The following is a 12,593-nucleotide window of genomic DNA, read 5'->3' on the forward strand; positions in this document are numbered from 1 at the left end:
GCCGCTTCGCGGAGCGGAAAGTCATATTTGCCGAGCTTTGGCGGTGGTTGCTGAAGCTTGCTGCTCTCTTAAGTCCCGGGATCCAATCAGGCCGCGCAGAAAACGTTCGAATAGAGCGTCATGCTCTACTGGAAGACATTTCAATTGGAGGAACGGGGTGATCAGGGCGCGTTTGCCGGACAGATCGAACAGTTCAACAGGGCAGCAGGCCCTATCTCATGCTGGCGTCATGACAATAGCGTCATGGCTTCGAAAACGGGCAAGGCGCCGCTCGCGTAGCCGACCGCCCCGAGCGAACCGATGGCGATCCGGCCGTCGCGGATCGACAGCAACGGTCCCTCAGCACCCTGCTCGTAGAGATCGGGATGGGCCGCGGCAAAGCGCGCCTTCTCCGCCTGCGGCGCACCCTGCATGCCGGCCACATAGTGATGACCGTTGCGCTCGACATGGGAGAGACCGAGCAGCGAGACCAGCGCCAGATCCTGCTGCACGGCAAGTCCCGCCTGGCAGGTCAGATCCTCGCCCGAGAGGAACAGTCCCGGCACCGTTGCGGTTCTGATGCGGATCGCCTTCATGAGCGAACGGTAGATGCCCTTGCAGGTTTTCGAGGAGACGCCGGTATATCCCAGCCGCCTGGCGCCGGCGAAGACGCCGTCGCCGTCGTCGCTCTCATCGATCAGGAAGGGCAATTGCGCCGCCAGGTCCCCCAGCGGCGTTTCCATGGTGATCGCGCGCGAGAACGGCTGTTCGACAAAGGCAATGGCCGCACGCAACCTCGCCAGCCGAGGCGTCGCCTCGATTTCCGCCAGCAAAGCGGCAAGCTGTTCGGCGGCGCCAAACTGTTCGTTGCCGTCGACCGTCACCCGATAGTCGGGCAGGCGGTCCAGCACGGCGGCGATCCTGGTCAGGCGGTCGACATCGGCATCAATCGCGCCTGACAGCTTGATCTTGAACCAGCGGTTGCCATAGCGTGTTATCACCGCCTCGAGGCTTTCCGGCAGGCCGTCACCGACGGGATGGACGATATCGCCCTCGCTGATCGGATCGACAAGCCCGATCGTATGCCGGGCCGAGATCGCGCCCGCAGGGCGAAGGCTGGCGAGCATCGCTGAGGCGGCGTCCGCGTCGATATCGCCGGGCAGCATGGGGCCACCAATGCCGACGAGATTTCGGCGCACCGCCTCGAAGAAGGAAATGCCCGAAAGGCGGCAATAGGCATCGAGCGCGGCGCGGGCGATGAGCGACGGACCGAAACCGGCGGCCAACGGATTTCCAGGCAAACGCCGCACGGTTTCCATCTCGTTCAGGCGGGCGGCGCCAAACAATGTCGTCGGCGCCGACGGCTCGAGCGAAGCGGCCGCAGCAGTGCGGATCGAGGTGCGCAACTGATCGACATTTTGCGCCGGCGTCAGCGCCGGGTTCTTGTCGAACCATTTCGGCACCATCATCTCGGCGGCGGCGCCAAGGGCGGTTCGCCCCTCTCCATCCTCGACGCGGACCCTGAGAAAGGCTTGCGGCGCCTTTTCGAGAGTTGCCGCGCCAAAACGGAACGGCAGGCGCAGCCTGATGTCGCGCTCGAAAGCGTCGATCTCGATGATTCTGATGCGCGGCGCCGTCACGGAACCTCCAATGCTTCTGTCCATGGTCATGCCATGCGGTCGAGCATGGCACGGGACACTTCATGATGGAGAGGTTCCCGGCGAAGCAGCCGGCCGATCTCATCCACCATGGCCTGTCCTTGGGCGAGATGCGCCTCTTCGGTGTGACCGGCAGCGTGCGGCGAAATGGTGACATTGGCCAGTGCGGGATCGCGGAACGGACTATCTGCAGGCAGCGGCTCGTCGTCAAAGACGTCCAGAGCCGCCTCGATGCGGCCGGAGCGGATCTCGGCGAGCAGCGCTGCCTCGTCGACCAGCTGCGAGCGCGCCGTATTGATGAACAGCGCACCGGGGCGCAGCAGCGCCAGTTCGGAGGCGCCGATCATGCGGCGCGTTTCGGGCAGGACAGGCGCATGCAGCGAGATCACGTCGCTCTGAGCCAGCATATCGTTCAACCCGGCATTGAAAACGCCGAGCGCAGCGGCCTCGCTATCGTGGAGAAAGGGATCGACGACCAGCACGCGGCAGCCGAATGGAACGAGCAGGCGCATGACCGCCCGCCCGACATATCCGGCGCCGACGATGCCGACCGTTCTGGCGCCCAGCAATTTTTGCGGCACGGCTGCGCGGACCTCGAGCCATTCGCCGCCGTTGCGCAATTGATGATGCAGCCGATGAATGCCGCGCATCGCCAAAAGCGCTTCGGCGACCACGAACTCCGCAACCGAGGCGGCAATTTTCGAGGCGGCATGGGTGACGCGAATGCCATCGTCGAACAGACGCGCGGGAACGAGTGTGCGGACGCTGCCTGCTGAATGAGCGACAAGGGCGAGTTGCGGATGGCGCTGGCGCGCGGCGGGATCGAAGGGCGGCGTGCCCCATCCGGTGAGACATGCCGTGGCGTCTTGCAGCAGGTGGTCGACATCGGTGGCGTCGATTGTGGCGCCGGTCGGCCAACACACCTCGCCAAGAGCGTTCAACTGGGCAATCGCCGCGTCGTCCAGCATCATCCGGCGGGTTTTTTCGGTCAGCAATACGGCGATAACGGGAGCCTGTTCGATCATGGTTCTACTCTTTCGCTACGGCGACCAGGCGCCTGAGATGGGCAAGATCGGCGCGGACCTTGTCGAGCGCCCGCTCTCGAGAGACGCGGTATTGGGATTGCATCGAGAGCACGCCGGCAAATCCAGTGGCCACCAGATGCGGGACTATTTCGTTCCAGGGCACCATGCCTTCATCGAGCCCGTACCAGTCCGAATGCCATGTACGCTGGCCATGAGCTCCGTAAGCGCCGGGGAACCAACCACTGTTCTTGACGCCAATGCAGCAGAACCACGGTTCGAGAATATCGAGGGTCAAACGCCAGTCCTCGCTCCCCTCGCGAATGATCTGATTGGCCGGATCGGGATAAGCGCCAATCCTGACCGGATCGCGCCCGGCCAGCAATCGCACCGCCAGCGCGCCCGAGCTGTGCAGGGTCCCGCCGTGAAGCTGGATGGTGAGCTTGATGCCGAAGCGTTCAGCCAGGCGCTCGAAGCCGTCGAGATCGCGCCGCGCCTCATCAAGCTGGGCCTGCCAGCGCCGCGACGAGTCATAGCGCCAGAAGCCCAGCCGGACCTGCCCGATGCCAGCCTCGCCGCAACAACCGAGAAGCCGGGATGTGGCATCGTCGGGCCGGGTGGAATCGATGGTCGCCATCGGGGTGCGCAGACCGGCCGCGGCAAAGAGCTTTACCGCATTGATGATTTCCTCCGGACTGTCAGGGGAAACGGCGTGACCATCGCGAATGAGAAGATCAGCGCAGTCGAATCCCAAACCGGCAGTGATCCCGGCCGCCTTCTCGAGCGACAGGCCCTCCAGGGTCTTGGTGAAATAGGCGATATCCATCGATCAGATCCCAGGCAGAAAGGCATTGTTCATGAGCCGGAGACACAAAGCTCGCTGCGGCGGCCGAATGCATCGCGGGCGCACACCGCATAACGCACGCCCTCCGGCGGCGACATGTGCAGAAATGCCGTCGAGATCAGCGGGGCGGAACTGACCTTTTCGAAAGTCCCGCCATCGGTGCTGACCAGGACATCGTAGAAGATGGCCGGGCTGATATCGCCGGCAGCCCAGAAGAGCATGCGCTCTTCGCGACCGCCAAGACCAAGGTAGCGTTCGACGACAAGACCGGTCGGCGCCGCCGGGAGCGCGCCAATATCGGGAACGACAAGCACCTGCGTCAGCGACGGCAATGGCACATCGAGATCGATACTGATCCGGCCTTCGTCGCAGTCGACGACGCTGATCGGATGCAGCAGGGCGGGCTCCTGCGCGCGGCGCATTTCGGCGAACTGCGCTTCATCAGGTGCGGGCGGTGCGCCGACCGGCTCGAAGGGGCCGCGCGGGTTGCTTTCGTCGCGCTGGGCTTCCCAGACCTCCATCGGATTGGTGAATTCCTCGTCGATGCGTAGCAGGCAAAGCGCGTGGCGGCCGGGAACCAAACCGCTCACCTCGAGACGAACGGCGGTCCGGCCCGAGCGGTTGATGGCATCGACGCTGTGGATAAGGCTGATGGAGACACCGCCGCCCGGCAGCCGTGTCGGCAGGATCGCCAGGCCATCCTGGTCGGGCGCAAGCGGCGGTTCGGCCGTCACCTTGCAAACGGTATCGCCAAGCGTTGCCAGCAGTTCCATCGATGTGAGGCCGGGCTTCTTGATGATGTCGAAGGGCGGCGCGCTGTCGACATCCGTGACCAGCATATCCAGATTGGTCTTGTGCTCCCACTGCGCCTTGGTGAAATTGCGCGAACCGAAATAGGCAAAGATCGTGCGCTGGCTCCAGCCGCCGATAAAGGCGTGGTCATTGCTGAGAAAGGTGAAATTCGCCGCTTTCGGGGCGATGATGCGCCGGTCGTGCTGTTCGATGATGCGGGCGATGATGCCGGCATAATAGGCTTTGCCGTGCCAGCTATGATGATCGCTCCAGCCGAGCTGCGGATCGCATTCATCGTTGATGATGGGCAGGCCCGCCAGGCGCGGGTGATGCTCCTTGAGATAGTCGACGACGAGCAACGTGCGGTCGACGATGGCGTTGGTTTTCGGAGTCAGGTCTTCCTTGCTGCCGTTGACGCCCTTTTCATGGATCGAGATGTAATCGATGCGCGGCGGGCCGTCACCGCTGAGGCAGCTCGTGCCGCTGTCGCAATGGGCCATGAGGGCGCGAAAGATCGGCGAGAGCGTGCGGGCGGTGCCAGGCCCGCCCATCGGCAGGCTGGGATCGATGGCATCGAGCCCGGCGACGCAGGCGTCGTAGTAGTTGGTGTAACCCTTGATCCCGTAGGTCCACCAGCCGGAGTCGGCCTCATTCGTCGTTTCGAAATACCATGTCCGCAACTCGTCCATGCCGTAACGCGCGCCATAACGGTCGACTGTTGCCGTCACGAGATCCCGCCAGCGCTTGACCTGATCCATGTCCTCATAATCGGTGAACAGGCCCGACGGGTTGCCCATCAGCTCGAAGAACGGCTTCAGCCGGTGTTCGATCATCACGTCGAGCGCGCGGTCGAGCAGCGACCAGTCGTAGCCGGCCTCGCCCTTCGCGCTCAGCAGGTTGTAGAGATAATGCACGCGCAGGAACCGGATGCCTTCATTCGGCAGGCCGCCAATATAGGCAAGCATCTGGCGCATCTCGGGCTCGAGCAGAAGCTCGGCGGGTGAAAAGCCGGTGCCCCGCCAGAAGCGGTTGAACGGGCGCACCGCTTCACTGGCATCAACGTTTATTCGCGTACGTTCACGCATGGGTCGTCTCTCCTTGGGCGGACGTTTGGCAGTGCGCCGCAATGCCGGCGCACGAGGCCAGGAGCCGGATTATTTGAACTTGTCGCGCATCGCATCGATGCCGGGGATGGTTTTGGTCAGATGCTGATGGGCGGGATCGAAGCGCTGGATCAGCCCCCGACGATGCTTGCCGACGAGAATGGTGAAGATATAGCCCCGGTGCCCCGGCGAGGTGACTGTCGGGTGGTAACCCCGGTCGACCAGGACAGTGTCGCCGTTGCGGGTCATGAGGATCTTGACCGGACCGTCTTCGTCATAGGTGATCTGGCTGCCGAAACCGGTCTCGGGCTGGAAGCGGTAGTGATACAGTTCTTCGTGCCGGGTCTCGACATCACCGTCTTCGGTATCGTGTTTGTGAGGGGGATAGCCGGACCAGCATCCCTCGCCGGCATAGAGTTCGCTCACCAGCAGGTTACCGCAGCGCCCGTTCTGCCGTTGGCCGAGCAGATGGACGATCCGCCGCTGGCTATGCGTGTCCGACGAGCCGACATTGACCGCGTCGACCTCATCCGGCGTGATGCGAAACGGGGCGTAGTGCGTGTCGCAGAGGCCGCCCGCGATGGCCACTTCCGCTGCCGCGCCACGAGCCGATATCCGGACATTGGCGCCGACGGGCGCGTAAACCGAGTCCGCATCGCCTCCCCAGATATCGGCTCGCCGGCCCACCGCTTCGAACATGATGCCATCCACCTCGATATCCACCTGACCCGACAGCACGACGTAGAGGCTTTCGTGCGCGGGCAGCAGCCGGATGTCCTGCTCGTTGGAGGCGAGCGTGACGAGATCGAAGTAGATGAGATCGAGCGTCGTGGAGGAGGTATCCACAATGGGACGCTGCTCGGAGCGTGGAATGAATTCGGGCATCAATTGAACTCCGGAACGGTACGGTCGGCGAAGGGATTAAGCGACAAGGATTCGGCATGATGGCAGGCCACTGCGTGCCCATCGGCCGTGACGGTGCGCAAGCCCGGCACCTCCTGCCTACACAGCTCGGTGGCGTAGCGGCAGCGCGGATGAAATGCGCAGCCGGGCGGCGGGTGGGCGGGATCGGCAACCTCGCCCGCCAGCCGGATGCGCTGGCCGTGGCGGCGCATCCTCGGATCGGCAATCGGCACCGCCGAGAGCAGCGCTTCGGTGTAGGGATGGAGCGGGCGCGAAAAGATCTGCTCCGTCGGCGCCTTTTCGACGACCCGACCGACATACATGACGGCGATATTGTCCGAGATATGCCGGACAACCGAGAGGTCGTGGGCGACGAAGAGATAGGTCAGACCGAACTGTTCCTGCAGGTCCTGCAGCAAGTTGATGGTTTGTGCCTGCACGCTGACATCGAGCGCCGAAACGGCCTCATCGGCGATCACCAGCCGCGGATTGGAGGCCAGCGCCCGGGCGATGCCGATGCGCTGCCGCTCGCCGCCGGAAAACGCATGCGGATAGCGGTGCATGTATTCGGGCCGCAGGCCGACGCTCTGCATGAGGTCGGCGACCCGGTGCTCGAGTTCCCGGCCCTTGGCGATGCCGTTGACACCAAGCACCTCGCCGATGATGTCGATGACGGGAAGGCGCGGATTGAGTGAGGATTGCGGATCCTGAAACACGATGCGCAGGTCGCGATGGATTTCGTCGAGGGCAGACCCCGACAAGGCCGCGAGATCGACCGTGCCGCCGCTGCGGTTGCGATAGCGGATTTCACCGCTCGTCGGCTGATAGATGCGCAGCACCGTGCGGGCAAGCGTGGACTTGCCGCAGCCCGATTCCCCGACAATGCCGAGTGTTTCGCCATCCTCGACACGAAGCGAGACACCATCGACCGCCTTGACGTGTCCGACCACACGCCGGAATGCGCCCTTGCGAATGGGGAAATGCATCCTGAGATCGGTCAGCTCGAGCAGCGGGCTTGGTTGGGTTATGGGATCAGCCATCATTGTCTTCCTTCGTAAAGCAGACAGCTGGCGACATGCCCGTCGCCGATCGTAACGGGCTGCGGATCCTTTTGGTCGCACAGGCCGGCCCTCGCCTCTTTGCATCGGGGATGAAAGCTGCAGCCCTGGGGCCGGTTGAAACGCGAGGGCACCATGCCATCGATGATCGCAAGCCGTTCGGTGGGTTGCCCGTGCATGCGCGGCACCGATTGCAGCAGCGCCTTGGTGTAGGGATGAACAGGCGCGTGGAAGATCGTGTCGACATCGCCTGCCTCCACGACCCGGCCGACATACATGACGACGACTTCGTCGGCGATTTCGGCCACCACACCGAGATCATGGGTCACGAACAGCACCGAGAGCCCGAATTCGGCCTGCAGCGAGGCCAGCAGATCGAGGATATTGGCCTGGGTGGTCACATCGAGCGCCGTGGTCGGTTCGTCGGCGATCAGCAGCTTGGGGCGGCAGGCGAGCGCCAAGGCGATACAGACGCGCTGGCGCATGCCACCGGAAAACTGGAAGGCATAGTTTTCCATACGCTCGGCCGGCCGCGGAATGCCGACCAGAGCCAATGTCTCGATGGCATGTTCGCGCGCCTCCTTCTTTCCCATCTTCAGATGCAGGCGGATCACTTCCACCATCTGGTTGCCGATCGTATGAACGGGGGAAAGTGCGGCCATCGGCTCCTGGCTGATCAGGCCGATCTGGGCACCGCGGATCGCCCGCATGTCGTGGCCGCGCGGATCGAGCGCCGCCAGGTCGACGGAGGGTGCTGCCGGATCCGGCCGGTAGCGGATTGCCCCCGAGACGATCCGCCCTCCCCTGGGAACCTGGTTGAGGATCGAGCGGCCGGTGATGCTCTTGCCCGAACCGGATTCGCCGACGACACAGACCGTCTTGCCGCGCGGGATGGAAAAGGAGACGCCGTCGACCGCCTTGATGGTGCCCGCACCCCCGAAGAAATGGGTCCTGAGATCATCGACCTCGATCAGCGGGTCGCGATCCCTGTGCCGGCCGCCGGTTGCGGCAAAATTGGGATCAGTATTCATAGGGATCTGCAGCATCGCGTAATCCATCACCGAGGAAATTGAGGGCGAGCACGGTGACGATCACCGCGAGACCGGGAAGAAACAGCCAGGGTGCGCTCGAGACGGCAAGAATGTTCTGTGCCTCCTGAAGCAGCACGCCCCAGCTCACCACCGGCGGGCGCAGGCCGATGCCGAGGAAGGAGAGCGCGGTTTCTGCGAGGATCATCGTCGGAATGGCAAGCGTCACCGAGGCGATGATGTGGCTCATGAAGGACGGCACCATGTGCCGCCAGATGATGCGCATCTGCGAGCAGCCGTCGAGACGGGCGGCTATGACGAAGTCTTCCGTCTTGAGCGACAGGAAGCGCCCGCGCACCACCCGTGCCAGGTCGGTCCAGCCGATCAGCGACAGGATGATCGTGATCCAGAGATAGACCAGGAGCGGATCGGCGCTGATCGGAACGGCAGCCGCAAGGCCCATCCACAACGGGATGGTCGGGATAGAGTTGATGAGTTCGATGGAGCGCTGGATGACATCGTCCACCCAGCCGCCGTAGAGCCCCGAGATGCCGCCCAGGATGATGCCGAGGATGAGGCTGATTGCCACCCCGATCAGTCCGACGGACATAGAAACGCGGGTGCCGTGGACCGTCCGGCTGAAGACGTCGCGACCCAGCCGGTCGGCGCCGAACAGGTAGAATGGTTTGCCCATCTCGATCGGGCCGATCAGGTGCCGGTCGAAATTAAACAGCCCCCAGAGCCGGTAGGGTTCGCCCTTGACGAAGAAGCCGAGGGGGATGACGACGGCCGGATCGGGCACGTAATTGCGGCTGAGCGCGATCGGGTCAACCTTCATCGAATAACCGTTGACGTAGAGCGGATGAAACTGCCCGGCCGCGTCGTAGCCGGCGAACCTGATCTGCTGCGGCGGCGCATAGGTGTAGCGGGAATCGTAGGTCTGCGACGAAACCGGGGCGAGAACCTCGGCAAACAGGGCGACCAGGTAGATCAAAAAGATGACGACGCCGGCCGCCAGCGCCAGGCGATGGCGACGGAAGCGCCGCCAGATGAGCTTCCACTGCCCGGCGACCGCGTCGGAATTCTGGATCCGTTCGGGTGATAGCGCGATGGCTTGATCGGTCATTGGTCTCGTCCTTCAGCCGTTGCGAATGCGTGGATCGAGCCAGGCGAGCAGCAGGTCCGAAATCAGTGTGCCGATCAGCGTCAGCATGCTCATCAGCAGGATGAACGTGCCGGCCAGATACATGTCCTGGGCAAAGAGGGCGTTGAGCAGCAGTGGCCCGGTGATCGGCAGGCTGAGAACGATGGAGACCACCACCGAGCCGGAGACGAGGTGCGGCAGCACCCAGCCGACGGTCGAGACAAAGGGGTTGAGCGCCACCCGCACCGGATATTTCAACAGCAGCCGGATTTCACTCAAGCCCCGGGCGCGGGCCATGTCGACATAGGGCTTGTTGAGCTCGTCGAGCAGGTTGGCGCGCATGATACGGATCAGCGCTGCCGTCGCGCCGGTGCCGAGAACGACGACCGGGATCCACATATGCGACATGAGATCGCCGAGCTTGGCCCAGCTCCAGACCGCATTTATATAGGCGGGCGAAAACAGCCCGCCGGTACTTTGGCCGAAATATTGAGCCGAAACATACATCAGCACCAGCGCCAGCAGGAAGTTCGGGATGGCAAGGCCGAGGAAGCCGAAGAAGGTGGCGACGTAATCTCCCACCGAATATTGCCGCACGGCCGAATAGATGCCGATCGGAAAGGCCACCGCCCAGACGAAGAACAGTGTGGTGACCGAGACCACCATCGTCAGGCCCATGCGGCCCCAGATCAGCTCGCTGACCGGCTTGTTCCAATCGAGGGACTGGCCGAAATCGCCGCGCAGCAGGATGCCGCTGATCCATTTCCAGTATTGGACCGCCCAGGGCTGATCGAGGCCGTAACGTTCACGCAGGCCGGCGATGACGCCGGGATCGATCGTTTCGTTCTGGGAGGCCAGACGCGCCGTCATCGCGGTCAGGAAGTCGCCGGGCGGCAGCTGGATGATGATGAAGGTCACGACTGATATCGCGAACATCATCGGGATCATGTAAAGCAGACGTCTGATGATGAAGCCGGCCATGGTCAAGCTCCTTCAATCGGCGATCGCCGATCGGATGATTGGGACTGGGCTGGTGTTGATGGGGTGGCGCCCGTAGACGCCAGCCCTGTAGGTCGCGTTCCGTTATTGCTGGTAGTAGAAGGTCTCGGGCTTTGCCGGTCCCGGCGTCATGTAGAACGATGTGCTGGGAATGACCTTCGGGACATTGCGCATATTGGTCTTGACGATGCCGACGCGATCCGGCTCCAGGTTGGTGCCGATGACGTAGAATTCGTCACGGGTGATCGCCAGCAGTTCCTTCATCTCGGCCAACTGCTTTTCGAGCGTCGGCGCTTCCTGCACCTGCCGGTAGAGATCCATCTGCTTCTTGGCAGCGGGGCTCGGTTCTTGCGCGTTCGGATCCTTGGGGTTCTGGTAATAGAGGCCCCAGGCCGTCGCGAAGCTCGACTCGTATTCGTGCGGGAAATACCATTTGGGATCCAGCAGGCCGAGGAAGTCGTAGCCACCGCCGCCGACCCATCCAAGGCCGTCATTCTCGTTGTTCTGCAGGCGGGAGAAGATCAGCGAACGTTCGGCCGGGCGGGGCTGCATGTCGATGCCGACAGCCCGCCAGTAGCGCTGGATCATCTCGAGGGCATCCACCTGGATCGGGCTTCCGGTCAAGGCGTCGATCGCGAAGGTGATCCGCTTGCCGTCCTGACCGAGGCGATAGCCTTCGGCGTCATGTTTGGTAAGGCCGGCCTTGTCGAGATACTGATTGGCGAGATCGACATTATATTCCAGATACTGCGTCGCCATCTTCTCGTCATAGAGCGCGGTGCCTTCACGCGGTGCCGCCTGATAAGGCTTGGCCTGTCCGGCATAGATCAGCTGGTTGAGCTCTTCGCGGTTGATGGCGTAGCTGAGGCCGATGCGGAAATCCTTGTTGGAAAAGACAGCACGCAAGGCCGGATTCTTGTGGGTCTGATTGAGGGTGATCAGCAGGGCGTTCGACCACGCCGGCCGGGCAATGAACAGGCCGTAGCCTCCTTTCTCCTGGTTCTGCACGATCACCGTACGGGCGTCCGTCGTCTCGATGAAGCGGTTCTGCATGTCGATTTCGCCGCTGATCGCCTTCAGGATGATGGCCTGCGTATCCTGCATCACATCGATGGTGATCCGATCGAAGTAAGGCAGCTGGTTTCCTGCGGTATCCACCTTGGCATAGTATGGATTGCGTTCTCCAACGACCTGGGTGGTGCCGTTATAGGGCGCGGTCAACACCCAGGCATCGAGCGTTGGACGGCCGAGATCGCGCCAGCGGCCGGGAAACCCGATCTTGTTGTTGAAGAGCTGGACCCAGTCGGTTGCACCGGCTGCCTTCACCAGGGCATCGACGCCGTCGGGATTGAAATCCTTGTGGAATTGCTTGAGGTAATGGGCCGGTGCGGCTGCCAGAATATCGGAGCCGCGAACGGTCGCCATATTCATCAGGAACAGGCCGTTCGGCGCGGCAAATTTGAAGACGACCTTGTCGGCGGCGAGCTTTTCGACCTTGACGGTCTCTCCGCCTGCGGTCAGCCAGTCGGGTGCTGCAGGCGTGATCTTGGTGTTGCGCAGCACGTTCTCGTTCCACCACACCAGATCGTCCGCGGTAAAGGGCTCGCCGTCCGACCAGCGTGTGCCTTCACGCAAGGTGAAGGTATATTCGGTGGCATTGGCATTGACCTCGACGCTCTTGGCGAGATCGGGGATCACTTCGGTCCATTCCGGATTCCAGCGGACCAGTCTCGTATAGCCGATTGAACGTTCGATCTCGCTGTCGCCACCGCCAAAGGTGGCCGTGCGCCAGGTGCCGCCATAGGTACCAACCGATTCAAGCGGCGTGAGTACCAGCGGCTCCTTGGGCAGCCGCTTTTCGACCGGCGGCAGCTTGCCGGCATCGACCAGCGCCTTCAGTTCCGGCGACTCCTCAAAGCCGAATGCGGCACCGGCCCAGCCGGCACCCATGAGGATCGCCGCGGCAACGGTCGAGACAACCTGCCGTCTTAAGATTCTGACGTGTTGCATTCTTTCCTCCCAATGTTCCGCTCTAGGTTATCGTTAACGTATTCTCCTCTTTT

The 12,593-nt window shown here is 62.7% G+C and carries 10 protein-coding genes; all 10 read right to left on the reverse strand.

Annotation, left to right across the window (positions count from 1 at the left end; translation table 11 throughout):
* Window positions 1-227: 227 nt before the first annotated feature.
* The 10 genes from G9X67_RS25515 to G9X67_RS25560 all read right to left on the reverse strand — a co-directional run bounded on the left by G9X67_RS25515 (window position 228) and on the right by G9X67_RS25560 (window position 12,540).
* Entirely contained in the window at window positions 228-1,649 is a 1,422-nt protein-coding gene (locus tag G9X67_RS25515) for a mandelate racemase (RefSeq protein WP_138334616.1), read from the reverse strand.
* Window positions 1,646-2,662 (reverse strand): hydroxyacid dehydrogenase, encoded by a 1,017-nt coding sequence (locus G9X67_RS25520; protein WP_171599980.1) that lies wholly within the window; start codon window positions 2,660-2,662, stop codon window positions 1,646-1,648. The genes G9X67_RS25515 and G9X67_RS25520 overlap by 4 nt, the downstream gene beginning before the upstream one ends.
* A 4-nt stretch (window positions 2,663-2,666) precedes the next feature.
* Window positions 2,667-3,485, reverse strand: coding sequence for a TIM barrel protein (locus tag G9X67_RS25525; protein ID WP_138390277.1), 819 nt, complete (start codon window positions 3,483-3,485; stop codon window positions 2,667-2,669).
* 29 nt (window positions 3,486-3,514) lie between these two features.
* Window positions 3,515-5,380 carry a glycosyl hydrolase gene (locus G9X67_RS25530; RefSeq protein WP_138390275.1) on the reverse strand — a complete coding sequence of 622 codons (1,866 nt, stop codon included), beginning with the start codon at window positions 5,378-5,380 and terminating at the stop codon, window positions 3,515-3,517.
* A 69-nt stretch (window positions 5,381-5,449) separates the two neighbouring features.
* Entirely contained in the window at window positions 5,450-6,283 is an 834-nt protein-coding gene (locus tag G9X67_RS25535; RefSeq protein WP_138390273.1) for a 5-deoxy-glucuronate isomerase, read from the reverse strand.
* Window positions 6,283-7,341: an oligopeptide/dipeptide ABC transporter ATP-binding protein gene (locus G9X67_RS25540; protein WP_171599981.1), complete on the reverse strand. Its 1,059-nt coding sequence runs from the start codon at window positions 7,339-7,341 to the stop codon at window positions 6,283-6,285. The genes G9X67_RS25535 and G9X67_RS25540 overlap by 1 nt, the downstream gene beginning before the upstream one ends.
* The gene (locus G9X67_RS25545) at window positions 7,341-8,390 is read right to left on the reverse strand and encodes an ABC transporter ATP-binding protein (protein WP_246705449.1); all 1,050 of its coding nucleotides are present in this window, start codon (window positions 8,388-8,390) and stop codon (window positions 7,341-7,343) included. The genes G9X67_RS25540 and G9X67_RS25545 overlap by 1 nt, the downstream gene beginning before the upstream one ends.
* A complete protein-coding gene (locus G9X67_RS25550; protein WP_138390267.1) occupies window positions 8,380-9,513 on the reverse strand; it encodes an ABC transporter permease in 1,134 nt (377 codons plus the stop codon). The genes G9X67_RS25545 and G9X67_RS25550 overlap by 11 nt, the downstream gene beginning before the upstream one ends.
* Before the next feature lie 12 nt (window positions 9,514-9,525).
* Window positions 9,526-10,512, reverse strand: coding sequence for an ABC transporter permease (locus tag G9X67_RS25555; protein WP_138390265.1), 987 nt, complete (start codon window positions 10,510-10,512; stop codon window positions 9,526-9,528).
* 102 nt (window positions 10,513-10,614) lie between these two features.
* Window positions 10,615-12,540, reverse strand: a complete 1,926-nt coding sequence (locus G9X67_RS25560) for an ABC transporter substrate-binding protein (RefSeq protein ID WP_138390263.1) — start codon at window positions 12,538-12,540, stop codon at window positions 10,615-10,617.
* Window positions 12,541-12,593: the final 53 nt, after the last annotated feature.

It is taken from the genome of Rhizobium sp. WYCCWR 11152 (genome assembly GCF_013087615.1).
Lineage (GTDB): Bacteria > Pseudomonadota > Alphaproteobacteria > Rhizobiales > Rhizobiaceae > Rhizobium > Rhizobium indicum.

Excerpts from the sequence above, each read along its gene's own strand:
- G9X67_RS25515 (WP_138334616.1), bottom strand. The coding sequence starts at position 1,649 with ATGACCATGGACAGAAGCATTGGAGGTTCCGTGACGGCGCCGCGCATC.
- G9X67_RS25520 (WP_171599980.1), bottom strand. The coding sequence starts at position 2,662 with ATGATCGAACAGGCTCCCGTTATCGCCGTATTGCTGACCGAAAAAACC.
- G9X67_RS25525 (WP_138390277.1), bottom strand. The coding sequence starts at position 3,485 with ATGGATATCGCCTATTTCACCAAGACCCTGGAGGGCCTGTCGCTCGAG.
- G9X67_RS25530 (WP_138390275.1), bottom strand. The coding sequence starts at position 5,380 with ATGCGTGAACGTACGCGAATAAACGTTGATGCCAGTGAAGCGGTGCGC.
- G9X67_RS25535 (WP_138390273.1), bottom strand. The coding sequence starts at position 6,283 with ATGCCCGAATTCATTCCACGCTCCGAGCAGCGTCCCATTGTGGATACC.
- G9X67_RS25540 (WP_171599981.1), bottom strand. The coding sequence starts at position 7,341 with ATGGCTGATCCCATAACCCAACCAAGCCCGCTGCTCGAGCTGACCGAT.
- G9X67_RS25545 (WP_246705449.1), bottom strand. The coding sequence starts at position 8,390 with ATGAATACTGATCCCAATTTTGCCGCAACCGGCGGCCGGCACAGGGAT.
- G9X67_RS25550 (WP_138390267.1), bottom strand. The coding sequence starts at position 9,513 with ATGACCGATCAAGCCATCGCGCTATCACCCGAACGGATCCAGAATTCC.
- G9X67_RS25555 (WP_138390265.1), bottom strand. The coding sequence starts at position 10,512 with ATGGCCGGCTTCATCATCAGACGTCTGCTTTACATGATCCCGATGATG.
- G9X67_RS25560 (WP_138390263.1), bottom strand. The coding sequence starts at position 12,540 with ATGCAACACGTCAGAATCTTAAGACGGCAGGTTGTCTCGACCGTTGCC.